This window comes from Caballeronia sp. INML1 (assembly GCF_023631085.1).
Taxonomy (GTDB): domain Bacteria; phylum Pseudomonadota; class Gammaproteobacteria; order Burkholderiales; family Burkholderiaceae; genus Caballeronia; species Caballeronia turbans.
On record NZ_JALQDT010000020.1, the window covers coordinates 1 to 23,598 of the forward strand.

23 protein-coding genes are annotated in these 23,598 nt (G+C 62.9%); 11 read left to right on the forward strand and 12 right to left on the reverse strand.

Features of this window, described 5'->3' with window-relative positions:
* Nucleotides 1-528: 528 nt before the first annotated feature.
* The 4 genes from NCR38_RS08150 to NCR38_RS08165 all read left to right on the forward strand — a co-directional run bounded on the left by NCR38_RS08150 (nucleotide 529) and on the right by NCR38_RS08165 (nucleotide 4,220).
* The gene (locus NCR38_RS08150; protein WP_061119592.1) at nucleotides 529-1,743 is read left to right on the forward strand and encodes a DUF2863 family protein; all 1,215 of its coding nucleotides are present in this window, start codon (nucleotides 529-531) and stop codon (nucleotides 1,741-1,743) included.
* 192 nt (nucleotides 1,744-1,935) lie between these two features.
* Complete coding sequence (locus NCR38_RS08155) at nucleotides 1,936-2,745, forward strand: response regulator transcription factor (RefSeq protein ID WP_250476777.1); 810 nt, start codon at nucleotides 1,936-1,938, stop codon at nucleotides 2,743-2,745.
* A 68-nt stretch (nucleotides 2,746-2,813) separates the two neighbouring features.
* Nucleotides 2,814-3,488: an energy-coupling factor ABC transporter permease gene (locus NCR38_RS08160; protein ID WP_061119724.1), complete on the forward strand. Its 675-nt coding sequence runs from the start codon at nucleotides 2,814-2,816 to the stop codon at nucleotides 3,486-3,488.
* Between the two features lie 147 nt (nucleotides 3,489-3,635).
* The gene (locus tag NCR38_RS08165) at nucleotides 3,636-4,220 is read left to right on the forward strand and encodes a BspC domain-containing protein (RefSeq protein ID WP_061119594.1); all 585 of its coding nucleotides are present in this window, start codon (nucleotides 3,636-3,638) and stop codon (nucleotides 4,218-4,220) included.
* A 94-nt stretch (nucleotides 4,221-4,314) separates the two neighbouring features.
* On the opposite strand, the gene NCR38_RS08170 is transcribed toward NCR38_RS08165, so the two are convergent.
* Entirely contained in the window at nucleotides 4,315-5,475 is a 1,161-nt protein-coding gene (locus NCR38_RS08170; RefSeq protein WP_250476778.1) for a M14-type cytosolic carboxypeptidase, read from the reverse strand.
* A gap of 32 nt (nucleotides 5,476-5,507) precedes the next feature.
* On the reverse strand, nucleotides 5,508-6,287 hold the full coding sequence (yaaA, locus tag NCR38_RS08175; protein ID WP_061119595.1) for a peroxide stress protein YaaA: 780 nt from the start codon (nucleotides 6,285-6,287) through the stop codon (nucleotides 5,508-5,510).
* A gap of 56 nt (nucleotides 6,288-6,343) precedes the next feature.
* Here yaaA and NCR38_RS08180 point away from each other — a divergent pair, with 56 nt between their 5' ends.
* The 7 genes from NCR38_RS08180 to NCR38_RS08210 all read left to right on the forward strand — a co-directional run bounded on the left by NCR38_RS08180 (nucleotide 6,344) and on the right by NCR38_RS08210 (nucleotide 13,555).
* Nucleotides 6,344-6,829 (forward strand): putative toxin-antitoxin system toxin component, PIN family, encoded by a 486-nt coding sequence (locus NCR38_RS08180; protein WP_061119596.1) that lies wholly within the window; start codon nucleotides 6,344-6,346, stop codon nucleotides 6,827-6,829.
* Between the two features lie 46 nt (nucleotides 6,830-6,875).
* Nucleotides 6,876-8,057, forward strand: a complete 1,182-nt coding sequence (locus NCR38_RS08185) for a pyridoxal phosphate-dependent aminotransferase (RefSeq protein WP_250476779.1) — start codon at nucleotides 6,876-6,878, stop codon at nucleotides 8,055-8,057.
* Between the two features lie 75 nt (nucleotides 8,058-8,132).
* A complete protein-coding gene (locus tag NCR38_RS08190) occupies nucleotides 8,133-9,674 on the forward strand; it encodes a 3-hydroxyacyl-CoA dehydrogenase (protein ID WP_061119598.1) in 1,542 nt (513 codons plus the stop codon).
* Entirely contained in the window at nucleotides 9,671-10,459 is a 789-nt protein-coding gene (locus NCR38_RS08195) for an oxepin-CoA hydrolase, alternative type (protein WP_061119599.1), read from the forward strand. Before NCR38_RS08190 ends, NCR38_RS08195 begins: the two co-directional genes overlap by 4 nt.
* 4 nt (nucleotides 10,460-10,463) lie before the next feature.
* On the forward strand, nucleotides 10,464-11,189 hold the full coding sequence (locus NCR38_RS08200) for a histidine phosphatase family protein (protein ID WP_061119600.1): 726 nt from the start codon (nucleotides 10,464-10,466) through the stop codon (nucleotides 11,187-11,189).
* 27 nt (nucleotides 11,190-11,216) lie between these two features.
* Nucleotides 11,217-12,314, forward strand: a complete 1,098-nt coding sequence (locus tag NCR38_RS08205) for a phosphotransferase (protein ID WP_250476780.1) — start codon at nucleotides 11,217-11,219, stop codon at nucleotides 12,312-12,314.
* A gap of 20 nt (nucleotides 12,315-12,334) precedes the next feature.
* The gene (locus tag NCR38_RS08210; protein WP_250476781.1) at nucleotides 12,335-13,555 is read left to right on the forward strand and encodes an acyl-CoA dehydrogenase family protein; all 1,221 of its coding nucleotides are present in this window, start codon (nucleotides 12,335-12,337) and stop codon (nucleotides 13,553-13,555) included.
* 5 nt (nucleotides 13,556-13,560) lie between these two features.
* Here the strand turns inward: NCR38_RS08210 and NCR38_RS08215 are convergent, their stop codons facing one another.
* The 10 genes from NCR38_RS08215 to nuoL form a co-directional block, all read right to left on the reverse strand.
* Nucleotides 13,561-14,022: a MaoC family dehydratase gene (locus tag NCR38_RS08215; RefSeq protein ID WP_250476782.1), complete on the reverse strand. Its 462-nt coding sequence runs from the start codon at nucleotides 14,020-14,022 to the stop codon at nucleotides 13,561-13,563.
* Nucleotides 14,019-14,477: a MaoC family dehydratase gene (locus NCR38_RS08220; protein ID WP_061119604.1), complete on the reverse strand. Its 459-nt coding sequence runs from the start codon at nucleotides 14,475-14,477 to the stop codon at nucleotides 14,019-14,021. The genes NCR38_RS08215 and NCR38_RS08220 overlap by 4 nt, the downstream gene beginning before the upstream one ends.
* Nucleotides 14,478-14,498: 21 nt before the next feature.
* Entirely contained in the window at nucleotides 14,499-15,629 is a 1,131-nt protein-coding gene (locus NCR38_RS08225; protein ID WP_250476783.1) for an acyl-CoA dehydrogenase family protein, read from the reverse strand.
* Between the two features lie 9 nt (nucleotides 15,630-15,638).
* Nucleotides 15,639-16,835 carry an acyl-CoA dehydrogenase family protein gene (locus tag NCR38_RS08230; RefSeq protein WP_250476784.1) on the reverse strand — a complete coding sequence of 399 codons (1,197 nt, stop codon included), beginning with the start codon at nucleotides 16,833-16,835 and terminating at the stop codon, nucleotides 15,639-15,641.
* A gap of 55 nt (nucleotides 16,836-16,890) precedes the next feature.
* Nucleotides 16,891-17,340, reverse strand: coding sequence for a DUF1178 family protein (locus NCR38_RS08235; protein ID WP_061119607.1), 450 nt, complete (start codon nucleotides 17,338-17,340; stop codon nucleotides 16,891-16,893).
* Between the two features lie 196 nt (nucleotides 17,341-17,536).
* A complete protein-coding gene (locus NCR38_RS08240) occupies nucleotides 17,537-18,136 on the reverse strand; it encodes an NUDIX domain-containing protein (RefSeq protein WP_250476785.1) in 600 nt (199 codons plus the stop codon).
* 50 nt (nucleotides 18,137-18,186) lie between these two features.
* Nucleotides 18,187-18,507, reverse strand: a complete 321-nt coding sequence (locus tag NCR38_RS08245; protein WP_061119609.1) for a DUF2818 family protein — start codon at nucleotides 18,505-18,507, stop codon at nucleotides 18,187-18,189.
* Nucleotides 18,507-19,964 carry an NADH-quinone oxidoreductase subunit NuoN gene (gene nuoN / locus NCR38_RS08250; protein WP_250476786.1) on the reverse strand — a complete coding sequence of 486 codons (1,458 nt, stop codon included), beginning with the start codon at nucleotides 19,962-19,964 and terminating at the stop codon, nucleotides 18,507-18,509. The genes NCR38_RS08245 and nuoN overlap by 1 nt, the downstream gene beginning before the upstream one ends.
* A 40-nt stretch (nucleotides 19,965-20,004) precedes the next feature.
* On the reverse strand, nucleotides 20,005-21,504 hold the full coding sequence (locus NCR38_RS08255; protein WP_061119611.1) for an NADH-quinone oxidoreductase subunit M: 1,500 nt from the start codon (nucleotides 21,502-21,504) through the stop codon (nucleotides 20,005-20,007).
* Nucleotides 21,505-21,517: 13 nt separating this feature from the next.
* Nucleotides 21,518-23,584, reverse strand: a complete 2,067-nt coding sequence (gene nuoL / locus NCR38_RS08260) for an NADH-quinone oxidoreductase subunit L (RefSeq protein WP_061119612.1) — start codon at nucleotides 23,582-23,584, stop codon at nucleotides 21,518-21,520.
* Nucleotides 23,585-23,598: the final 14 nt, after the last annotated feature.

A 23,598-nucleotide genomic window follows, 5' to 3' on the forward strand; every position in this document is an offset into this window, starting at 1 on the left:
ATTTACTCCATCCAAAGATGGAAAAACCTTCCTCTGATACTTCGTGTGAGACTCTTGATACTTTCGCTATATCCAGCCCCGAAGAACCAGACCGCACCCAACATCAAGCGCCCACACTTATCGGCTGTTAGTTTTTAAAGAGCACATCGCAAGACCCCTACCTCACCCTCTGTCTTGCGCCGCTGCATCAGCAGCAGAGAAACGAGATTATGAACAACATTTCGGTTCGTGTCAACAAGAATTCGACGCTTTCCGTTCTTGCCAACCGCGCTCAGAGCCTTCTACCGCTTACTCAGAGCACACCACCGATACCGCCTCTACTCTCGCTTCCTTCGCGTTCATCGAATCGCGAAGGAACGGAATTCTAGTGAGTGAACCTCAGCTTCGCAAGAGGAATGCAAAAAAATAGTTCGACCGCTCCGAATGCCTCGCTGCACGTGAATCGACCTACTGCAACGTCGCACGATAAAAGCATCGTCCGAGCGACTACAATTAAAGGTTCACCGCACCAATTACTCTTGTATCCATATGCGCTCGCGAATCGCAAAACGTATTCCCCCGGATGCCGACAAGCTCGTCAGCCTCTCCCTCGCGCTCTTCGCGTCCGGTAGCCGTGTCGAGGATCGATTCTGGGAAGCTCGCCTCGACAGCCTCATCGTCAAACTCGTGCGTAACGGCAACCAGACGACGCTCGACGCCGCGCTCGACCACCTGCAGCAAAACCATCCGGACGCCTATGGAGCGCTCGCCGATATGGCCGAGACGCATAGCGAGTCATTCAAGGTCGACATCGACGGCGCACCCCACGAAGCATTGCTTATTTCCGCGCCGGTGCTCGCGTGGACGCGCTACGCGATTCCGTCGGGGGCGCTGAAAGGCGAAGCCGTCGATGCCCTGCGCACGCAAATGCAGGCGCATGTCCTCGCAGCAGACGCGCGCGTCGCTGTCGCGCCCTATCTCTATAGCATCGATCAATTACCGCGACACCACGTGGATACCGCGCGCCTCGCGCAACAGTTGTTGCAGACGGTTTTGAACGGTAGCGTCGCGCGTCTGAACCTGTCCGATCTTCCGGAAACCTCGCCGATTCTCGCCGACCCGAGATTCCTGCTGGCGCTAGTCGTCGTACCGGCCGGCACGGCGTTCTTCCGCTGGCAAGAGGACGAAAACGGCAGCCGCGTCGAACGCGGTCAATGCCTCGAGCAGTGGGCCGCTCAAGGCGGACCGAGTTTCGCCGCCATCCTGCCTGGTTGCGAATTCGAGTGCCTGCTTCCCGACGCCTACTACTCGGCCTGCCGCGATGCCGACGAGCAGGTTCGTCCGCACACCGTGCGCACCGCCGTCCGGTATCTGTTCGACACACTCGGCACCGCGCCTCAGGATTTACGGGCGGTCATCGCGGGCTTCGGCGAGCGCCGTATCGACGAATACCGCATTGGTTTCACGCGGCGCGGCAGCAACGATGTGATCTACGGGGTCGTATGGCCACTCTACGGACGCGAAAACGGAGAGCTGGGGATGGACGAGGACGCGGTCGATCTCGAGGGCGCCAATGGCCCGGTCGAGGAAATTGTCGAGTTGCTGAAGAAAACGGGCGTCTCGGACGTTCGCCGCCATGCGGGACGCTTCGAGCCGGAGTTTTGCGACGACTGCGGTGTGCCACTCTACGCGGATCCGCTCGGTGAAATCGTTCATGCCGAGATGCCGGAGGATGCGGAGCCGGCGCAGCCTCATTTCCACTGAAAGCCGGCGAAAGAGCCGTTTTCGGCCAGGACGAACCCCGCTCCGTGCGGGGTTTTGTGTATTTAGGCCTATGCCATTCGGATAGGGGGCCAAATCAGCGCAAATTTGTCAATATAGCCACTGACGCCAACGTGTAAGCCGGCGTCGAGTCCCGAAGCTGAGGGCGACGGGTGTATTGACATGAGGTAAAGCATGATAATCAACATTATTGGTTCCGACGCGGAGCGCCGGGCGGGCCTTAAAACATTGCTGCGCCGTGTTGCGCGCCATGCGCAATTCACCGAGGCGAAGGATTGGAGGCAAGCCCGTTCCGCCTTGAAACGCTCCGAACCCGACATGACCGTGATCGACTGGGCGCCCGACCTGCGTACCAGCGACCTACGGATTCTGCTGGACGAAGCGCCCCGCGTGCCCGCGGCGATCATGGTCGATCGCTGCGGTGCCGCGCTGGTCTACGCGCTAATGAGCGTCGGCGCAATGGGCGTGATCCCGCGCGCGCTCGATCCAATCCTGATCCTGCGCGCGCTGGAGATGGTGCTCGTCGGCGGCCATTACATTCCGCCCGACGTAGTCGACCCCGAACTGACGCTCGAGTTCACCGCTCGCCGTGCTCGGGACGTCGCCACACTGCCGCACAGGATCCGCCACCATCCGGCTCTGTCGCCCCGACAGCAGCAGATCATGCGCTGCGTGCACATGGGCAGCACGAACAAGATGATCGCGAAGACGCTCGGCATCAGCGAAGGCACGGTGAAGATCCACCTTGCAAGCATCTTCCAGCAACTGGGCGCGACGAACCGCGCCGCCGCAGTCGCGATCTACAACGGCGTGCAGAACTCGCATCTCGAAATCCTGCGCAGCGGACGCGAGAAACCCGTGCGTGCCGTCGCAGGGCAGCCAGGCGTTATCCCGCTACGCCGGCCACGGACGCGCTATCCGTCGCTTCTCGACAATGACGCGGCCGCGCTCCCGATGGCCGCCGAGCCTGAATCGACGTTCTAGCAACAATCCAGGCAAACGGGTTCGTCCTTTGCGCACACGTTTTACGCGCAACGAGTAATATGCAAGGCATGGGGTTCTTCTACACACCGCTCCCGCTTTGGCTTACCGTCGGCGGCTGGATCGTCGCCACGGGAGTGCTCGCGCTCGCGCTGCTGCAGCGACCTTTCGCTCGTCTGCAAGACGCCACGCTGCAGAACGTGTGGCTCGGCATCATCGTCGCGGTGTCGGTGCTGTGGGCATGTAATGCATGGTTCGATGACGGACCCGTCATCCATCTCTTGGGCGCAACGCTGATGGTCACGTTGTTCGACTGGCGCCTCGCGCTCATCGGAACAGCAGCGACCACGGGCCTCGCCGCGGTCGTTCTCGATGCGTCGTGGCTCTCGGTGGCGACCACCTATCTTCTCTTCGGCGCACTGCCGGTCGCGGTATCGACCCTGCTGCAGCGTCTGAGCAACGCCTGGTTGCCGCGCAATCTTTTCACCTTCATCGCCGGGCACGGATTCATCACTTCGGGTGCGGCGGTCGCGGCGGCATGCGGCGCGACCGTACTGCTCGAGATGGCGCTCGCCAGCGGGCCGTTCGTCGTACCTCCGGCGTTCACGCGAGGCTCGCTGCTGCTCGTTGCAGGAGAAGCGCTCTTCACCGGTCTGCTCACCATCCTGATTGCTGTTTACAAACCAGCGTGGATCACCACATATGACGTGCGCCGCTATCGCCTCGATCGCGGTCCGCGCGTCTGAGTCTCGCGAACCCTACCTGCCTCGTGCAATGCAGAACCCCGGATATCGGATTCCGGGCGATGGGCGCGCGCACAAAGTACGATAAGATTGAACTCCTTCCCCACACGGCGCATCTTACTTGCCCGTGTCTTCTTAGCGCCAGACTTGATGGAACGTAACTACGCACCGCGCCGGCTCCTGCGGCTCGTCGGCCGGTTGGCGGTATGCGCATCACTAACATGCGCGGTGTCCGCTTTTGCCGATTCGCTCGACGAGCGCAACGAACTGATTCACCACTTCGTCACCGACTTCAAGGCCAACCCGCTTGTCGCGGATTGCGCCGCGCATGGCAACTTCATCGCCAGCACGTCTTCGGCATTCGATCACGTCGAATTCCCGCCCAACTCGTTCGATGCCGCGCATTCCGCGATCGAGCCATGGAACGATTCGTTCGACGAAAAGAAGCAGCGAATCAAAGTGGACAACGTGGTGACCGTCGAAGGTCAGGGCATGCCGAAGAACGGCGAGCGCGATCCCACTCCGCTCAAGTTCCGCTGCGGCTACGTCGGCAGCCAGATGCTTGCCTTTGGCTGGAACGATCCCGTGCCCGCGTTGCGCCCGCGCGCCGAGCCGCACTCGACGCAAAGCGCTAAGGGTAAGCACGGCGCGAAAACAAAGGCGAGCGCGGGCAAGACGAAGAGCACGTCGAAGTCTTCGGGCAAGTCGACGAAGAAGACGACCAAGAAGCACTAGCCGATACCTTCACTGCGAAGAAGACACCATCAAAAAGGGCGTGGGCGCCTGAAGCGGCCACCCCCTTTTTACATCAGCGTCAGATCGCCGGCCGTCAGGCGGCAAACGACTGCAGATGCCACAGAATCGCCTGAAGCATCGATGCACCGAGCGCCGCGCTACGCGCGCCGTTCCAGCCGACGCTCTCATCCGGCAAGTTCGCGTTGTCCTTGAACGGCATTTCCAGCGTGAGCGACAGACACTTGTACTCGTTGCCGATGTACTTCGACGCGAGCTTGAGCGCATCCGACTGATACTTGCTCGACTCGTAGCCGTACACGTCCTGGAAATCGGGGCTCGCCTGCTTGAAGAATTCGACGAATGCCTTCTGCTCCTCTGCCTGTTGCGCGGTGAAGCCCGGCAGCATCTCCGATCCTGCGACGAACACATAGGGAATGGCTTCGTCGCCGTGGATATCGAAGAACAGATCGCAGCCCGTCTCCGCAATGGCCTCGCGCACGGCGAGCACCTCCGGGCTGCGTTCCGCGCTCGGCTCCATCCATTCGCGATTCAGGTTCGCGCCCGCGGCGTTCGTGCGCAGGTTGCCGAGCACGCTGCCGTCGGGATTCATGTTCGGCACGATATGAAAGATGGCCCGCTCGAAGAGCGCGCGCGCGACCGGATCGCCCGCCCAGTCGCCGAAGCCCGCGAGACGCTTCACGAGCCCTTCGACGAACCATTCCGCCATCGTCTCGCCCGGATGCTGGCGCGCGATGATCCAGACTTTTTTCTTCGGCTCGGCGTCACCGAAGTCCGGGATGCCGAGCGAGAGCACCGACATCGGGCGGCCCTGCACGGTGCTGCCGAGCTCGGTCAGCGTTGCGAGCGGCATCTGCTGAACCGCGCCGAGAAATTCCGAGTGGCGCTCCTCGCTGTACGGCTCGAAGTACGCGTAGTAGATACGGTCGAAGTCCGGCGTGTGATCGATCTTCATCACCTGGCCGTCGTACTCGGTCGACACGCGGAACCAGTTCACGCGGTCATAGCTCGCGACGGCTTCATAGTTGCGCCAGCCTTCCGGGAACGCGCACTGCGCCGCATTCTCGAAAGTCATCACGAGACGCTCGCCGCGCGCGCCGGATACGCGAAAGTAGAACCATTGCGCGAAATCGGCATGCGAGTCGGGCCGGATGCGCAGCCGAATGTCCGCGGGATCGTCGGCGTTGAGGACTTCGATCGCACCCGCGTCGAAGTTGCTTGAAATGGAAAGTGTCATCTGCGTTTCCTTGCGTGCTTGCCGCGCGGGCCTCATTCCCCGGTGCGGCGACGAAATACGTATGTCGTGTCGTTCGACGCCTTCGGGTCGAACTTGTAGCCTTCGCTGTCGAAGCTTTTCAGCGCGTCCGGCTCGTCGATGCGGTTCTCGACCGCATAGCGCGCCATCAGACCGCGCGCGCGCTTCGCGTGAAAGCTGATGATCTTGTAGCGGCCGCCCTTCCAGTCTTCGAAAACGGGCGAGATAACGGGAGCCGTGAGCAGTTTCGGCCTGACCGACCTGAAGTATTCTTCCGACGCGCAATTCACCAGCACGCGCGCGCCGCGCTGCTTTTTCAGGTGTTCGTTGAGCGCCGCGGTAATGCGATCGCCCCAGAAAGCGTAGAGATCCTTGCCGCGCGCATTCGGGAATTTCGTGCCCATCTCCAGACGATACGGCTGCAGCAGGTCGAGCGGGCGCAGCAAGCCGTACAGCCCCGACAGCACGCGCACGTGGTTCTGCGCGAAGTCGAGATCGCCCGCCGAGAGCGTCTTCGCGGCGAAACCTTCGTAGACGTCGCCGTTGAACGCGAGCACCGCCTGCTTCGAATTGCGCGTATCGAAAGTCGTCGACCAGTCTGCGTAGCGCTGAAAATTCAGCGCCGCGAGCTGATCCGAAATGCCCATCATGCCGCCGATCTGCTGCGGCGAGAGTTCGCGCAATCCGTCGATCAACTCGGCGGCGTCATCGACGAACTGGGGCAGCGTGTGCTTCCTGATATGGGCAGGCGTCTCGTAGTCGAGCGATTTGGCGGGAGAGAGAACGATTATCATGGAGGCTCGCCGGCACCCCGCCGGCGATCATTGGCATAAACCCCAGATTGTATCGAATGGACAATTCCGCCGCGCCGTTGCCATTGTCGCCGCCGATGCGCGTCGTGCTCGATTCGAATGTGTGGATCGACATCCTCGTATTCGACGACCCCGCTACGCGTCCCATCCACGCGGCCCTCGAAGCCCGCACGCTCGAAGCGCTGATCGACGCGCGCTGCCTGCGCGAGCTCACGCGCGTGCTCGACTATCCGCAGTTCGTGCGCATGGAGATCGACAAGGCAGCCGCGCTCGCGACCGTCACGCGACTGTCGACGCTCGTCGCCGCGACCATCGAAGAAGGCGAGCGAGCGCTGCCCAAATGCCGCGACCGCGACGACCAGAAGTTTCTCGAGCTCGCGCACGCGTCGGGCGCCGAATGGCTCGTCTCGAAAGATCGCGCGGTGCTGAAGCTCGCACGCCGCATCGCGCGCGACTTCGCCTTTCGCATCGCCGAACCCAAACCCTTCGTGCTCGAGTTAGAAGCACAGACGGCCATCGGCTGATGCTGTCTTAAAATAGCCGCGAGCCCTCTTCCACGTCCATATCATCATGAACGCCACGCACGAATTGCCGCCGACACCGCCCGAGCTTTCTTTCCCGTCGCGTCTGCCCAATGTGGGCACGACCATCTTCACCGTGATGAGCGCGCTCGCGACGCAAAAAGGCGCGGTGAATCTCGGTCAGGGTTTCCCCGATTTCGACTGCGATGCGCGCATCGTCGATGCGGTCGCCGGCGCGATGCGCGACGGCCACAATCAATATCCGCCGATGGCGGGCGCCGCGCCCTTGCGCCAGGCGATCGCGCGCAAGATCGACGCGCTCTACGGCCGCGCCTATGACCCGGACACGGAGATCACCGTGACCGCCGGCGCGACGCAGGCGCTGCTCACGGCCATCCTGTGCTGCGTGCATCCGGGCGATGAAGTCATCGTCATCGAGCCGATGTACGACAGCTATGTGCCGTCGATCGAGCTCGCGGGCGGCAAGCCGGTGTTCGTGTCGCTCGAAGCGCCCGACTACGCGCTGCCCTTCGACAGGATCGCCGCCGCGATCACGCCGAAGACGCGGCTGCTGATGATCAACACGCCGCACAACCCGACCGGTCGCGTGTGGCGCGCCGAGGACATGAAAAAGCTCGAGGAGATCGTGCGCGACACCAACGTGCTGATCGTCTCCGACGAAGTCTACGAGCACATGGTCTACGACGGCGCACCGCACGAAAGCGTGTCGCGCTACCCGGAACTGGCCAAGCGCAGCTTCGTCGTGTCGAGCTTCGGCAAGACCTTTCACGTGACCGGCTGGAAAGTGGGCTACGTGGCCGCGCCCGCCGCGCTCACCGCCGAATTCCGCAAGGTGCACCAGTTCAACGTGTTCACGGTGAACACGCCGATGCAGATCGGCCTCGCGCACTATCTCGAAGATCCGAAGCCGTACCTCGAACTGCCGTCCTTCTATCAGAAGAAGCGCGACTTCTTCCGCGCGGGACTTGCGAACACGCGCTTCTCGCTTCTGCCTTGCGACGGCACGTACTTCCAGTGCGTCGATTACTCGAAGATCAGCGACTTGCCCGAAGCCGAGTTTTCGCAATGGCTCACGAGCGAAATCGGCGTGGCCGCGATTCCCGTGTCGGCGTTCTATCACGAGAGCCACGAATCGGGCGTCGTGCGCTTTTGCTTCGCGAAGAAAGAAGAAACGCTCGCGCTTGCGCTCGAACGTCTCGCCAGACTCTGAGCGACGGCGCCCCTGCCGAGCCGCATCGAACCCGACGCCACGCGCGTTCCCATCCCCGAGGAGCAGAACCGCATCATGAGCCAGCACGCATACAGGATCGAGACGCTCGGCATCGTCGGCAGTGGCGCGATGGGGCGCGGCATCGCGCAGATCGCGGCGCTCGGCGGGCTGAACGTGCATATCTACGACACGAATCCGAAAGCGCTCGCCGCCGCGCGCGAATATCTGTCGGAGACGTTCGCGAAGCTCACCGCCAAGGGCAAGCTCAAGGAAGCCGACGCGCACGCGGCGCTCGCGCGCATCCGCGATGCGGGCGACACGAGCGAGCTGTCCGATTGCGACGCCATCGTCGAGGCGATCGTCGAGAACTTGGACATCAAGCGCGAATTATTCCGCGAACTCGAAGCCGTGGTCGGCGAGCATTGCATTCTCGCGTCGAATACCTCGTCGCTGTCGATCACCGCGATCGCCGCCGGCTGCGCGCATCCCGGGCGGGTCGCGGGCTTTCACTTCTTCAACCCCGTGCCGCTGATGCGTGTCGTGGAAGTCATCGACGGCCTGCGCGGCGATCCGCGCGCCGGCGATGCGCTCATGGACCTCGCGCGCCGCGTGGGACACACGCCGGTGCGCGCGAAGGACATGCCGGGCTTCATCGTCAATCATGCCGGGCGCGGCATGAACACCGAGGGCCTGCGCGTGGCGAGCGAAGGCGTCGCGAGCTTCGCGGATATCGACCGCATCATGCGCGAGCAGGCGGGCTTTCGCCTCGGGCCGTTCGAGTTGCTCGATCTCACCGCGCTCGACGTCTCGCATCCGGTGATGGAATCGATCTATCACCAGTTCTATGAAGAGCCGCGCTTCAGGCCGTCGCCGATCACCGGCACGCGGCTCGCCGGCGGCCTCATCGGGCGCAAGGCGGGCGAAGGGTTTTATCGTTATGTCGACGGCAAGCAGGACATGCCGCCGGAACCCGCCGCGCCCACGCAACTGCCAACGCGCGTCTGGATAAGCCGGGCGTCGCACGCCGGACGCGAGGACGTGCTCAAGCTGATCGCCCGATGCGATTGCTCCGTGCATATAGACGCGGGCCACACGCCCGAGCCGGATTCGCTGATCCTCGTGACGCCGCTCGGCTTCGATGCGACGACCGCGGCCGTCAACGAACATCTCGATGCAACACGCGTCGTGGCCGTCGATACGCTTTTCCCGCTCGACACCGTCGCGCGCCGCACGATCATGACGACGCCCGCGACCGCGCCCGCCATGCGCGACGCCGCGCACGCCCTCTTCTCCTTCGACGGCGTGCCGGTCACCGTGATCCGCGATTCGACGGGCTTCGTCGCGCAGCGCGTCGTGGCGACAATCGTAAACATCGGCTGCGATATCGCGCAGCAAGGCATTGCCACGCCCGAGGACATCGATCTCGCGGTGATGCTGGGCCTCGGTTATCCGCGCGGCCCGCTCGCGCTCGGCGATGCCATCGGCGCGACGACCATCCTGACGATCCTGCGCAACATCCACGCCGTGCTCGGCGACCCGCGCTACCGGCCGGCGCCCTGGCTCACGCGGCGGGCGCAGCTTGGACTTTCGCTTACCCATATCGAGGAGCTCAGATGAGCGCCGAACTACTGACCGACCGTCCCGCGGGCAGCGACACCACGCTCGTGCTCATGTTGTCCAATCCCGGCGCGCGCAACGCGCTGCATCCGGACATGTACGCCGCCGGCATCGAGGCGTTGAATACGGCGGAGCGCGACAACACCGTGCGCGCGATCGTGCTGACCGGCGCCGACAACTTCTTCTGCGCGGGCGGCAATCTGAATCGCCTGCTCGAGAACCGTGCGCAGGATCCGTCGGTGCAAGGCGCGAGCATCGACATGCTGGCGGAATGGATCAGCGCGCTGCGTGCATCGACAAAACCGGTGATCGCGGCGGTAGAAGGCGCCGCGGCGGGCGCGGGCTTTTCGCTTGCGCTGGCGTGCGATCTGATCGTCGCCGCCGACGACGCCAGGTTCGTCATGTCGTATGCGCGCGTCGGCCTCACGCCTGACGGCGGCGCTTCGTGGTTCCTGTCGCGCGCGCTGCCGCGCACGCTCGCGAGCGAAGTGCTGCTCGAAGCGAAGCCGATCGGCGCGGCGCGGCTGCATGAAGTCGGCGTCGTGAACCGGCTGACGAAAAAAGGCATCGCGCTCGATGCGGCCATCGCCTGGGCCGACGATCTCGGCAGCGTGTCGCCCAAAGCGATGGCGCGCATCAAGTCGCTGATCAACGCCGCCGACGTGCAGCCGCTCGACGCGCATCTCGACATGGAACGCGACAGCTTCGTCGATGCGCTCCATCACGGCGACGCGCTCGAAGGCATCACCGCGTTCCTCGAAAAGCGCCAGCCGAATTATCGTTAAGCCCATGGCTCATTACGAATTGCCCAGGCGCCGCCGCATCTTCCTGATGCGTCATGGCGACGTCACGTACTTCGACGACAGCGGCCGCGCGATCGATCCCGAAAGCGTCCCGCTCAACGAACGCGGACGCGAGGAAGCGAGCGCGGCGGGCCGCGAGTTCGCCGCGCAAAAGATTCGCTTCGATCGCGTGATCGTGAGCGGATTGCCGCGCACGGTGGAAACGGCGCGGCGGGTGCTCGCGGAAACGGGTCAATCGATCGACCCGGAAATCTGGCCCGAGTGGCAGGAAATTCGCGGCGGCAAACTCAAGGACCTCACGACGTCGGACATCGAGCGCGCGTTTCTTTCCGTGTTCGATGGCGTCGTGCCCGAAGAGACACGATTTCTCGGCGGCGAGACGATCGGCGAGTTGCTCGATCGCGCGCTGCCTGCGGTTGCGCGCCTGCGCGAGGACCGCTCGTGGGACACGGTGCTGCTCGTGCTGCATGGCGGCGTCAATCGCGCGCTGCTCTCGCACGCGATCACCGCCGGCGGCCGCGCGTTCTTCGGACATCTGTCGCAGGCGACGGGCTGTATCAACGCGCTCGACGTCGGCGACAAGTCCGGCGACTGGGTCGTGCACGCGATCAATCATTCGCCGCCGTCGCCGCTGCACGCCGACGTGCGCAACACGACGATGGAACTGCTCTATGCGCAGTTCGTTCGCTACAAGCCCGGCGACATGGACTGACGGCGCCGCGCAAAAACGGAGGAGACGATGCAGGACGAACAACAGAAGAAGCACTCCGATTTCTCCGCGTTCGAAGGAACGCGCCCGGTGCAGGACAACCAGCGTTTCGATGCCCATGCCCTTTCGACATGGCTCGCAGCGCATGTCGACGGCTTCGGCGGTCCGTTGACCGTCGAGCAGTTCGCGGGCGGTCAGTCGAACCCGACGTTCAAGCTCGTCACGCCCGCCCGCAGCTATGTGATGCGCGCGAAGCCCGGACCCGCGGCGAAACTTTTGCCTTCCGCGCATGCAATCGAGCGCGAGTATCGCGTGATGGACGCGCTCGCATCCACCGATGTCCCCGTCGCGCGCATGCTCGCGCTGTGCGAGGACGAGAGCGTGATCGGCCGCGCGTTCTACGTGATGGAGTTCGTGCAGGGCCGCGTCCTCTGGGACCAGTCGCTGCCGGGCATGACGCCCGCCGAACGCGCCGCGATCTATAACGAAACGAATCGCGTGATCGCAGCACTTCATACGGTTGATGTCGAAGCCGCCGGGCTGTCGAGCTACGGCAAGCCGGGCAATTACTTCGAGCGGCAAATCGGGCGGTGGAGCAAGCAGTACGTCGCGTCGGAAACCGGGAAGATCGAGGCGATGAATCGCCTGATCGAATGGCTGCCGCAGCAGATTCCGCAGATGCAAGGCGCGCGCGTCAGTGTCGTGCATGGCGACTATCGGCTCGACAATCTCATCTTTCATCCGAGCGAGCCGCGCGTGCTTGCCGTGCTCGACTGGGAATTGTCGACGCTCGGCGATCCCCTCGCCGACTTCGCGTATCACTGCATGGCATGGCATGTCGATCCGTCGCAGTTTCGCGGCATCGCCGGGCTCGACTGGGCCGCGCTCGGCATCCCTGATGAAACCGCCTACGTGAAGCGCTACTGCGAACGCACGGGCTTCACGATCGAAGGCGACTGGAACTTCTATCTCGCCTACAACATGTTTCGCATCGCCGCGATCCTGCAAGGCATCATGAAGCGCGTCGTCGATGGCACGGCCGCGAGCGCGCAAGCCGTCGATGCGGGCAAGCGCGCGCGGCCGATGGCCGAACTTGCGTGGCAATACGCGCAGAAAGTCGGCCGATAAAAGCCAGGGAGACGAAAGGCATGAACTTCGACTACACGCCCAACGTGCAAGCATTGCGCGAAAGGCTGCTCGCGTTCTTCGATGCGCACATCTATCCGAACGAACGCGCTTACGCCGACGAAATCGCGGCGAATCGCGCGGCGGGCAATGCATGGACGCCGACGCGACTGATCGAAGGCCTGAAGGAGAAGGCACGCGCCGAAGGACTCTGGAATCTCTTTCTCCCTGCATCGGAACGCGGCGCAGGCCTGACGAATCTCGAATACGCGCCGCTCTGCGAAATCATGGGCCGCGTGCCGTGGGCACCGGAAGTGTTCAACTGCAGCGCGCCCGACACGGGCAACATGGAAACCATCGAGCGCTACGGCAGCGACGCGCAGAAGGCCCAATGGCTCGAACCGCTGTTGCGCGGCGAAATCCGCTCGGCGTTTCTGATGACCGAGCCGGAAGTCGCCTCGTCGGATGCGACCAACATCCGGTGCAGCATCGTGCGCGACGGCGACAGCTATGTCATCGACGGCCACAAGTGGTGGTCATCGGGCGCGGGCGATCCGCGCTGCAAGGTGTATATCGTGATGGGCAAGACCGACCCGCAAGCGCCCAGGCACACGCAACAGTCGATGATTCTCGTGCCCGCCGATGCGACCGGCATCACGGTGCATCGGCCGCTGAATGTCTTCGGTTACGACGATGCCCCGCACGGCCACATGGACATCACGCTCGATAACGTGCGCGTGCCGTCGACGAACATGCTGCTGGGCGTTGGGCGCGGCTTCGAAATCGCGCAAGGCCGTCTCGGGCCGGGGCGCATTCATCATTGCATGCGTCTGATCGGACTCGCGGAACGCGCGCTGGAGCTGATGACGAAGCGCACGCTCGGGCGCGTCGCGTTCGGCAAGCCGATCGCGCACCACGGCGTGACGCAGGAGCGCATCGCCGAGGCGCGCATCATGATCGAGCAGGCTCGGCTTCTGACGCTCAAGGCCGCATACATGATGGACACCGTCGGCAACAAGGGCGCGCGCGGCGAGATCGCGATGATCAAGGTCGTGGCGCCGAACGTCGCGTGTCAGGTCATCGACTGGGCGATCCAGGCGCATGGCGCGGGCGGCGTCTGCGACGACTTTCCGCTCGCATATGCGTATGCGTCGGCCCGCACGCTGCGGCTCGCCGACGGCCCCGACGAAGTGCATCGCAACGCCATCGCGAAACTGGAGTTCGGCAGATACGCCGACGTCTGAAGAATCTAGAACGCGTGCCGCGTGATGAACTCCGCGACGCACGCGGGCTTAGCGGCGCCTTCGCATTCGACCGTGACGAGCCAGGTCACCTGCACGCTGCCCGCTTCGACTTCGACCGCCTGGGCGATCGCAAAGACCGCGCGCAGACGTACGCCGACGCGCACGGGCGAGATGAAGCGCACCCGATTCATGCCGTAGTTCACGCTGATGCGCGCGGCGAGCGGCACGCATTGCAGAAGCCACATCGGTACGAGCGAGAGCGTGAGAAAGCCGTGCGCGACGGTGCCGCCGAACGGCGACTCCCGCCCGGCGCGTTCTGCATCGACGTGGATCCATTGATGATCGTCGGTGGCGTCGGCGAAGCGGTTCACGCGCGCCTGATCGATTGTCGTCCATTCGCTTTCGTAGCGTGCGACGCCCGCCGCCGCGAACACGTCCGCGACGCTCTTCAGCGACGCGACACTCATGCCTGCGCACCCGGATTGCGCAGGCCGAAGAGCGCGGCCGAATCCACCGTGAGCACGAGTTCGCCGTGCTGGTTGTGGGCTTCCCAGCGCGTCTGCACGATACCGCGATCCGGCTTGCTCTTCGACACGCGCTTGTCGAGCACGCGCACGGTGAGCCGTACCGTATCGCCGACGCGCACGGGCTTGATCCAGCGGATGTTATCGAGGCCGGGCGAGCCCATCGAGGTCGAATCGGCGATCATGTCGCGCACGAGGATGCCCATCATCGCGGAACACGTGTTCCAGCCGCTCGCGACGAGTCCGCCGAAATGCGACGCCTCGCCCGCCGCTTCCGACAGGTGAAAAGGCTGCGGATCGTAACGCTCGGCGAATCCGACGATCTCTTCTCTCGTGAACGTATGCGCGCTCAGCTGAACGGCGCTGCCGATATCGAAATCCTCATAAGCGTATGTCATGCAAAAGCTCCTCGATGGGCGTCAGTCTTCGGTAACGGAAAAAGTGGGAAGCGCTGCGAAGCGCGCGAGATGATGATCGACATCGCCGAGCGTCGTCTCGATGATCGACAGGCGCTTGAACCAGTGCGCCGCGGGCAGTTCGTTGGTCATGCCCATGCCGCCGTGCAACTGCACCGCCTGTTGCCCGACGAAGCGCGCGGCCTGACCGACGCGCGCCTTCGCCGCCGAGACGGCTTGCGCGCGTGTCACGGCATCGTCGCTCGCGTAACGCGCGGCGGCCAGATAGGTGATCGAGCGCGCTTGCTCCGTGTGGATCAGCATGTCGACCATGCGATGCTGCAGCGCCTGAAAGCGCGCGATCGGCATGCCGAACTGCTGGCGCGCCTTCGTATAGTCGACGGTCGCGCGATTGAGCGCATCGAGTGCGCCGAGCGCTTCCGCGCAGAGCAGAAACGTCGCGTAGTCGGCGATGCGCCCGAAAGTCGCGGCGCCCGTATCGCGGCCAGCAAGGCGCGTCGCGGGTGTTGCGTCGAAGGTGAGCGTCGCGGCGCGTTGCCCGTCGATCGTGCGGTACTCGGTGATGCCGACGTTCGCCGCATCCTTCCCGACGATGAACAGCGCCACTTCGCCTTCCACGCGCACCGGCACGATCCAGTAATCGGCCTGCGCGCCGTGCTGGACCATCGACTTCGTGCCAGCCAGCGTGAAGCGCTCGCCTTCGCCGCTCGCGATCGTGCGCAGATCGAAGAGATCGTAGCGCGCATGCGGCTCGTGGAACGCGACCGAAAGACGTATCTCGCCGCGCGCGGCGCGTTCGAGCAACTCCCCCGCGATCGCACTGCCCTTGTGCGCACCGAGCCGCAGCGCTTCGATACCCGCAGCCGTCGCCCAATACGGTTCGACGACGAGTGCACGTCCGAGCTCCTGCATCACGACGAGCATGTCGACCGGACCGCCGTCGAAGCCGCCGTGCGCTTCCGGAACGGGCAGCGCGAGCAAACCGAGTTCGGCGAACGCGCGCCAATGTTTTTCATCGGCGCCCGCCTCCGACGCGACGATCTTCTGCCGCGCATCGAACGCATATTCCTTGTCAAGATAACGGCGCAGCGCATCGCGGAACTGTTGCTGTTCATCGCTGAAAGTGAAGTCCATGCGCGCTCCTCAAAGTCCCAGAATCATCTGCGCGATGATGTTCTTTTGAATCTCGTTCGAGCCGCCGTAGATCGATGTCTTGCGGAAGTTGAAGTAGTACGCTGCGAGCGGCGCGGCATCGTCGTCGCCCGTGACGCTATGCGGACGCTCGCCTTCGAGGAATGCGGGATCGAAAGCGGCTGCCTGCGGGCCGATTGCTTCAACCATCAGCTCGGTCAGCGCCTGCTGCACTTCGGTGCCCTTGATCTTCAGCATGGACGCTTCCGGACCCGGACCTTGGCCGCCCGCCTCGCTCGCGACCACGCGTTGAACCGTCACTTCGAGCGCCATTAATTCGATGTCGAGCGCGGCGATTTTCGCGGCGAAGAGCGGATCGTGCAGGAGCGGCTTGCCGCCTTTGTTGCGGTTCAACGCGAGTCGCTTGAGAAACAGCAACTCGCGCTTGGACTGCCCGACACGCGCGATGCCCGTGCGCTCGTGTCCGAGCAGACACTTTGCATAGGTCCAGCCGCGATTTTCCTCACCGACGAGATTGTCCGCCGGCACTTCGACGTCCTCGAAGAAGACCTCGTTGACTTCGTGATCCTCGTCGAGCGTGATGATGGGCCGCACGGTGATGCCCGGCGTCTTCATGTCGATCAGAAGGAACGAGATGCCTTCCTGCTTCTTCGCTTCAGGGTCGGTGCGCACGAGGCAGAACATCATGTCGGCATGCTGGCCGAGCGTGGTCCAGGTCTTCTGCCCGTTCACGATGTAGTGCTCGCCGCGCCGCTCGGCGCGTGTGCGCAACGAGGCGAGATCGGAACCCGAGCCGGGTTCCGAGTAGCCCTGGCACCACCAGTCGGTGCCGTCAAGGATGCGCGGGAGATAGCGGGATTTCTGAACAGCGCTGCCGTACTTCATCAGCACCGGCGCGACCATCGATACGCCGAAGGGCAGGACCATCGGCGCGCCGGCGCGGGCGCACTCCTCGTCCCAGATGTGTTGTTGCGTCACGTCCCAGCCGGGGCCGCCATATTCCTTCGGCCACGCGACCGCCGACCAGCCGCGCGCCGCGAGCAGCTTGTGCCAGCTCGTGTAATCGTCGCGGGTCAGACGCTTGTGATGGAGAACTTTTTCGCGCAGCGCGCCTGGGAGGCTGGCTTCGAGCCAGATGCGGACATCAGCGCGAAAGGCGTCGTCGGCGGGGGAATAACTGAGGTTCATGCGCGGTGTCTCCCTTATGGCCCGTTCAGGAGCCAGAAGACGCCGCGCTCAAGCCTTACTGCAGCGGCTCTTTCAAAGCTTCCGGAACAGGCAACGGCATCACGTCGATCCCTTCCTCGAGCAAGGCATGCGCGTCTTCGGGCGTCGTGATGCCGCGAATGTTGCGCGCCGGCGCCTCGTTGTAATGAATGCGCCGCGCCTCCTCGGCAAACCGCTCGCCCACGTTTTCGGTCTTCTCGATCAACTCACGCATGAACTTCAAAGCGCGTGCCTGAAGTGCCGCCGCCTCGGGCGCGGCTTGCGCCTGCGTACGCTGCGGCGCCGCCTCGCCTCGCGCCGACGAAAGATTCAGGCGCGGCGCGGACGGCATGCGGCTCACGTCCGTCTCCGAGCAAACCGGACACGCAACCAGTTTGCGCGACAACTGCGACTCGAAGTCCTCGGTCGAGGCGAACCAGCCTTCGAACCGATGTTCGCGCGAGCACTTTAAATCGAGGACCTTCATGCTGATGGGGCTTCGTTGAAGTTTATCTCAAAGTCGCGATTTATGAACGACCGTTCCAAAATTCGTGCAAACGAGAACGATCGCCGGGCGACGAAATACCCATTCTAGCCGGTCAGCTCACTCGACGCTCTTGCTGACGCAAAAACGACAAAAGCGGCCCTCGGGGCCGCTTCTGCATGGATCAATCAGGCAACGCTCAGTCCGTGATCGTCTCGCCCAGCTTCCACTCGCCCGAACGGAGCTTCTCCAGCCAGAAGACGCCGATTATCGTCTTCACGTCGCTGATGCTGCCGTCCTTCACCCAGTTCAACAGTTGAACTTCATCGGCGATGAAGGTTTCGAGGAACTCGCCTTCGTCGAGCCTGGCATCGCCCGCTTGCAGGCCGCGCGCGAGATAGATGTCGATGAACTCGGTCGAATACGAAATCACCGGATGGATGCGCGTGAGGAACGTCCACTCCCGCGCGGTGTAGCCCGTCTCTTCCTGCAGCTCGCGCTTTGCGCACGTCAGTTCGTCTTCGTTGGGATCGAGCTTGCCCGCCGGAAATTCGAGCAGCACGCGGCCCACGGGATAACGGAACTGGCGTTCGAGCAGCACGCGGCCGTCGTCGAAGACCGGCAGGATCATCACGGCACCCGGATGCTCGACGAATTCGCGCGTCGCGTGCTTGCCGTCGGGCAGTTCCACGGTATCGCGCTTCAACGTGAGGAATTTGCCCTCGTGCAACGTGACGCTTTCGACCTTCTTTTCGATGAGGCCGTCATCGTTGCCGGGAATCGAGGATTGATCTGCCATCTTGAGCCCTGTGCTTTCAAAGCAAACATGCCGCTGACGGCGAAAAACCGTCAGCGGCGTTTGACGAGATACTGATACGTGAAGCCCGGGAAGGCCAGCACGATGAAGAGACTGAAGGTAACGGCATAAAACTGCCATCCCTGATCAAATCGGTTGCCGGCGCGCGCTTCGAGCATGAAGCCAAGCGCGCCCACCACGAAGTAGAGAACGATCAGCTCGCCGATGCGAATCCACGCGCTCTTCTTCGCCGCCTTGCCTCCCGTCGACGCCGCAAGGCGCAACGGGGCGACGGCAAAGAGACGCTGATTCAGGAACGGCACATTCGCGAGAACGATCGCCAACAGGACGATGAACCAGCCTGCCGCCGACATTACAGGGGCAGCGTATGCGAGATCGCCGTCAGGCACGCCGTCATCAGCGGACCCGGCACGAGGCCGAGCACCAGCACGGCGAGACCGTTGAACGCGAGCAGCGAGCGGTTCAGGCCGCCGGCAACGATCGGCGATGCGTCTTGCGGCGCGTCGAAGTACATCAGCTTCACGACACGCAGGTAGTAGAACGCGCCCACGAGCGAGGTCATCACGGCGAGGACGGCGAGCCACGTGAGGCCGGCGTTCATCGTCGCTTCGAGCACGGCGAGCTTCGCGTAGAAACCGACCGTCGGCGGAATGCCGGCGAGCGAGAACATCATGATCATCATGACGAACGCGAATACCGGGCTGCGCTGGTTCAGACCTTTGAAGTCCTCGAGCATTTCGGCTTCGAAGTCGCGGCGCGCGAGCAGCATCACCACGCCGAACGTGCCGAGCGTCGTCACGAGATAGATGATGCTGTAGAACATCGCCGAGCTATACGCGCCGGCCGCGCCCGCCACCTTGCCGTCGACCACGCCAGCGAGCAAGCCGAGCAGCACGAAACCCATGTTGGAGATGGCTGAGTAAGCCAACATCCGCTTGATGTTCTTCTGCACGATACCCGTGATGTTGCCGACGATAAGCGACAACGCCGCGAGAATCACGAGCATTTCTTGCCAGTCCACCGCGAACGGCAGCAGGCCCATCACGAGGAAGCGCAGGCCCCACGCGAAGGCTGCGACCTTCGGGCCGCCGCCGGTGAGCAGCGTCATCGCGGTCGGTGCGCCTTGATACACGTCAGGCACCCACATGTGGAACGGCACGGCGCCCATCTTGAAGGCGACACCCGCCACGACGAAGATCACGCCGAACAGCAGAACGGCATCGTTGATACGGCCCGAAGCGACGGCCTTCAGCACTTCGTTCAGCTCGAGCGAGCCGGTTGCGCCGTACAGCATCGAGATGCCGTACAGCAGGAAACCGGATGCGAGCGCGCCGAGCACGTAGTACTTCATCGCCGATTCATTTGCCTGCGGCGAATCCTTGCGCAGCGCGATGACCGCGTACAGCGACAGCGACATCAGTTCGAGGCCGAGATACAGCGTAAGGAAGTTGTTGCCCGAAATCATCACGCACTGCCCGAGCAGCGAGAACATGCCAAGCAGGAAGAAGTCGCCGCGGAACAGGCCGCGGTCTTCCAGATACTTCTTCGAATAGATGATCGACACCGCGTAGCCGAGACAGACCACCGCCTTCATCGCGCTCGCGAACGGATCGACGATATACATGCGCGTGAAGAAGTAATGCGGCGTCGGATCGAGCGCCGTGACGGCGAACCACACGCCGACGACGATCGTCGAGACGAGCGCGATCAGATACGTCGTGCCGCGGCTCTTCTCGCCGAACATCGTGTCGTTCAGCCAGGCCAGCACGACCGCGGCCATCAGGATCGCGTCAGGCCAAAGGGTACTCATAGAGGCGTTTTGCATGATCTTTTAGTTCCTCCGCACGACGTTACTGAGCCAGCGGCAGCTTGGACTGCGCGACGTGGGAGAGCAGGTTTGCCACGGATTCGTGCATCACATCGGTAAAGGGCTTCGGATGCAGGCCCATATACAGCGTGAAGAGTGCGAGCACGGCGAGCATCAGGAATTCGCGCTTGTTGATGTCCTTGAGCTTCGCGACGTGGTCGTTCGCAACCGCGCCGAAGTACACGCGCTTGTACATCCACAGCGTGTAGGCCGCGCCCAGAATCAGCGTGAACGTGGCGAGGAAGGCAATCCAGAAGTTGTACTTCACGGCCGCCAGAATCACCATGAATTCACCGACGAAGCCCGAGGTGCCCGGCAGACCGCAGTTGGCCATCGCGAAGAGCATCGCGAACGCGGCGAACTTCGGCATCGTGTTGACGACACCGCCGTAATCCGCGATCTGACGTGAGTGGACGCGGTCATAGAGCACGCCGATCGAAAGGAACATCGCGCCGGAGATGAAGCCGTGCGAGATCATCTGGATGATCGCGCCTTCGACGGCGAGCTGGCTCGACGGCCCGAACATGAAAAAGCCGAGCGTGACGAAGCCCATGTGCGCAATCGACGAATACGCGACGAGCTTCTTCATGTCAGCCTGCACCAATGCGACGAGACCGATGTAGATCACCGCGATCAGCGACAGCGTGATGACGACAGGAGCCAGGAAGTGGCTCGCGTCGGGCGCGATCGGCAGCGAGAAGCGCAGGAAACCGTACGCGCCGAGCTTCAGCATGATCGCGGCCAGCACGACCGAGCCGCCCGTCGGCGCTTCCACGTGCGCGTCCGGCAACCACGTGTGCACCGGCCACATCGGCACCTTCACGGCGAACGCCAGGAAGAACGCGATGAAGAGCAGCACCTGCGGCGTCATGTCGAGCTTCGCGGCTTGCCACGTAGCGAGATCGAACGTATGCGTCTGCGTGTAGAGGTACAGCAACGCAACCAGCATCAGCAGCGAGCCGGCCAGCGTGTACAGGAAGAACTTGAACGCCGCATACACGCGATTCGGGCCGCCCCAGACGCCAATGATGATGTACATCGGGATCAGTGTGGCTTCGAAGAACACGTAGAACAGCAGGCCGTCCGCAGTCGAAAACACGCCGATCATGATGCCCGAGAGAATCAGGAACGCGGCCATGTACTGCGACACGCGTTCCGTGATCACTTCCCAACCGGCGATCACGACGATCACCGTGATGAGCGCGGTCAGCACGACGAACCACATCGAGATGCCGTCGACACCGAGGTGGTACGTGATATTGAAGCGTTCGATCCAGTTCGACTGCTCGACGAACTGCAGCGCGGCCGTGGACGTATCGAAGCCGGTGATGAGCGGAATCGTGACGATCAGGCCGAGCACCGAGCCGATCAGCGCCACCCAGCGCGCGGGCGCCGGGTTCTGATCGTTACCAACTGCGAGTACCAGCAGGCCGAAAATGATCGGCAGCCAGATCGCGACACTGAGAATCGGAAAAGAGTGCATAGGATCCCTCGCCTTATTTGCCGCCGAGCGTCACAAACAGGGTCAGGAGCCCCAACATGCCGATAATCATGGCGAACGCGTAGTGATAGATGTAACCGGATTGAAGGAAGCGGATCACACCGGCGAACCAGCCCATGAACCGCGCACTGCCGTTGACGATGCCGTCGATGACGACCACATCGCCCTCTTTCCACAGACCGCGGCCGATGGCGACCGCGCCCTTCGCGAACACGACCTCGTTGATCTTGTCGCAGTAGTACTTGTTGTCGAGCAGCACGTAGATCGGACGGAAGGTCTTCGCGACGACCGCCGGCAGATCCGGACGCTTCATATAGAAGAACCACGCGACGATCACGCCCAGCGCCGCAAGCCACACCGGACCCGGCGTGATGATGCCGTGCAGCGCCATCGCGACCCAGCCGTGAAACTCTTCGGCCATTTCCTTCAGGCCTTCGTGGTTCTCGCCGATGAAGATCACCTTGTCGAACGCCACGCCGTGCGCGAAGAAGTCACCATAGATCATCGGGCCGATCATGATCGCGCCGATGATGATCGACGGAATCGCGAGCAGCACGAGCGGCAGCGTCACCACCCAAGGGGTTTCGTGCGGAACATGCGGACCATGACCGTGATCATCGTGATGACCGTGCGTGTCATGACCGTGGCCGTGCGCCTCCGCCTGGCCCATCGGCGAGTCGGGATGCTTCGGACCGCGGAAGCGCTCGTCGCCATGGAACACCATGAAATACATGCGGAACGAGTACAGCGACGTGACGAACACGCTCGCGACCACCGCGAAGTACGCGAAGCCCGAGCCCGCCAGATGCGAGTACTTCACCGCTTCGATGATCGAATCCTTCGAGTAGAAGCCCGAGAAGAACGGCGTGCCGATGAGCGCGAGCGAGCCGATCAGCGATGTGATCCAGGTGATCGGCATGTATTTGCGCAGGCCGCCCATATTGCGCATGTCCTGATCGTGGTGCATGCCGATGATGACCGAACCCGCGCCGAGGAACAGCAGCGCCTTGAAGAACGCGTGCGTGCCGAGGTGGAACACGGCGACCGGATAAGCCGATACGCCGAGCGCAACCGTCATGTATCCGAGCTGCGAGAGCGTCGAGTACGCGACCACGCGCTTGATGTCGTTCTGGACGACGCCGAGGAAGCCCATGAACAAGGCCGTGATCGCGCCGATCACCGTGACGAAGGAGAGCGCCGCATCCGAGTGCTCGAAGAGCGGCGACATGCGCGTCACCATGAAAATGCCGGCCGTCACCATGGTTGCCGCGTGGATCAGCGCGGAGATCGGCGTGGGGCCTTCCATCGAGTCCGGCAGCCAGACGTGAAGCGGGAATTGCGCCGACTTACCCATTGCGCCGATGAAGAGGCAAATGCACGCGACCGTCAGCAAGCCCCATTGCGTGCCGGGGAAGGTCATCGTCGCGAGTTTGTCGCCTTGCGCGAACACGTCGCCGTAATTCAGCGAACCGCCGAACGCGAGTAACAGGCCGATGCCCAGAAGAAAGCCGAAGTCGCCCACGCGGTTCACGATGAACGCCTTCATGTTGGCGTAGATCGCGCTCTCACGCGTGAAATAGAAGCCGATCAGCAGGTACGACACGAGACCCACCGCTTCCCAGCCGAAGAACAGCTGCAGGAAGTTGTTGCTCATGACGAGCATCAGCATCGAGAACGTGAACAGCGAAATGTACGAGAAGAAGCGCTCGTAGCCCACTTCCTCGTCCGCCATGTAGCCGATCGTATAGATGTGCACCATCAGCGAGACGAAGGTGACGATGACCATCATCATGGCCGTGAGCGAGTCGACCAGGAAGCCGACTTCCATCTTGAGCGTGCCGACGTTCATCCATTCGTAGATGGTCGCGTTGAAGCTCGCGCCATGCATCACGTCGTTAAAGACGATCGCGGAGAGGATGAACGAGACGAAGACGCCGAGAATCGTGACGCGATGCGAGCCCTTGCGCCCTACCGCCTTCCCGAATAGCCCTGCGATCAGCGAGCCGGCCAGCGGCGCCAGCGGAACCGCGAGCAGGAGGTTTTCATTGAGTGTCGTGGACATAACAGCCTAGCCTG

Excerpts from the sequence above, each read along its gene's own strand:
- NCR38_RS08150 (WP_061119592.1), top strand. The coding sequence starts at position 529 with ATGCGCTCGCGAATCGCAAAACGTATTCCCCCGGATGCCGACAAGCTC.
- NCR38_RS08155 (WP_250476777.1), top strand. The coding sequence starts at position 1,936 with ATGATAATCAACATTATTGGTTCCGACGCGGAGCGCCGGGCGGGCCTT.
- NCR38_RS08160 (WP_061119724.1), top strand. The coding sequence starts at position 2,814 with ATGGGGTTCTTCTACACACCGCTCCCGCTTTGGCTTACCGTCGGCGGC.
- NCR38_RS08165 (WP_061119594.1), top strand. The coding sequence starts at position 3,636 with ATGGAACGTAACTACGCACCGCGCCGGCTCCTGCGGCTCGTCGGCCGG.
- NCR38_RS08170 (WP_250476778.1), bottom strand. The coding sequence starts at position 5,475 with ATGACACTTTCCATTTCAAGCAACTTCGACGCGGGTGCGATCGAAGTC.
- yaaA (WP_061119595.1), bottom strand. The coding sequence starts at position 6,287 with ATGATAATCGTTCTCTCTCCCGCCAAATCGCTCGACTACGAGACGCCT.
- NCR38_RS08180 (WP_061119596.1), top strand. The coding sequence starts at position 6,344 with ATGGACAATTCCGCCGCGCCGTTGCCATTGTCGCCGCCGATGCGCGTC.
- NCR38_RS08185 (WP_250476779.1), top strand. The coding sequence starts at position 6,876 with ATGAACGCCACGCACGAATTGCCGCCGACACCGCCCGAGCTTTCTTTC.
- NCR38_RS08190 (WP_061119598.1), top strand. The coding sequence starts at position 8,133 with ATGAGCCAGCACGCATACAGGATCGAGACGCTCGGCATCGTCGGCAGT.
- NCR38_RS08195 (WP_061119599.1), top strand. The coding sequence starts at position 9,671 with ATGAGCGCCGAACTACTGACCGACCGTCCCGCGGGCAGCGACACCACG.
- NCR38_RS08200 (WP_061119600.1), top strand. The coding sequence starts at position 10,464 with ATGGCTCATTACGAATTGCCCAGGCGCCGCCGCATCTTCCTGATGCGT.
- NCR38_RS08205 (WP_250476780.1), top strand. The coding sequence starts at position 11,217 with ATGCAGGACGAACAACAGAAGAAGCACTCCGATTTCTCCGCGTTCGAA.
- NCR38_RS08210 (WP_250476781.1), top strand. The coding sequence starts at position 12,335 with ATGAACTTCGACTACACGCCCAACGTGCAAGCATTGCGCGAAAGGCTG.
- NCR38_RS08215 (WP_250476782.1), bottom strand. The coding sequence starts at position 14,022 with ATGAGTGTCGCGTCGCTGAAGAGCGTCGCGGACGTGTTCGCGGCGGCG.
- NCR38_RS08220 (WP_061119604.1), bottom strand. The coding sequence starts at position 14,477 with ATGACATACGCTTATGAGGATTTCGATATCGGCAGCGCCGTTCAGCTG.
- NCR38_RS08225 (WP_250476783.1), bottom strand. The coding sequence starts at position 15,629 with ATGGACTTCACTTTCAGCGATGAACAGCAACAGTTCCGCGATGCGCTG.
- NCR38_RS08230 (WP_250476784.1), bottom strand. The coding sequence starts at position 16,835 with ATGAACCTCAGTTATTCCCCCGCCGACGACGCCTTTCGCGCTGATGTC.
- NCR38_RS08235 (WP_061119607.1), bottom strand. The coding sequence starts at position 17,340 with ATGAAGGTCCTCGATTTAAAGTGCTCGCGCGAACATCGGTTCGAAGGC.
- NCR38_RS08240 (WP_250476785.1), bottom strand. The coding sequence starts at position 18,136 with ATGGCAGATCAATCCTCGATTCCCGGCAACGATGACGGCCTCATCGAA.
- NCR38_RS08245 (WP_061119609.1), bottom strand. The coding sequence starts at position 18,507 with ATGTCGGCGGCAGGCTGGTTCATCGTCCTGTTGGCGATCGTTCTCGCG.
- nuoN (WP_250476786.1), bottom strand. The coding sequence starts at position 19,964 with ATGAGTACCCTTTGGCCTGACGCGATCCTGATGGCCGCGGTCGTGCTG.
- NCR38_RS08255 (WP_061119611.1), bottom strand. The coding sequence starts at position 21,504 with ATGCACTCTTTTCCGATTCTCAGTGTCGCGATCTGGCTGCCGATCATT.
- nuoL (WP_061119612.1), bottom strand. The coding sequence starts at position 23,584 with ATGTCCACGACACTCAATGAAAACCTCCTGCTCGCGGTTCCGCTGGCG.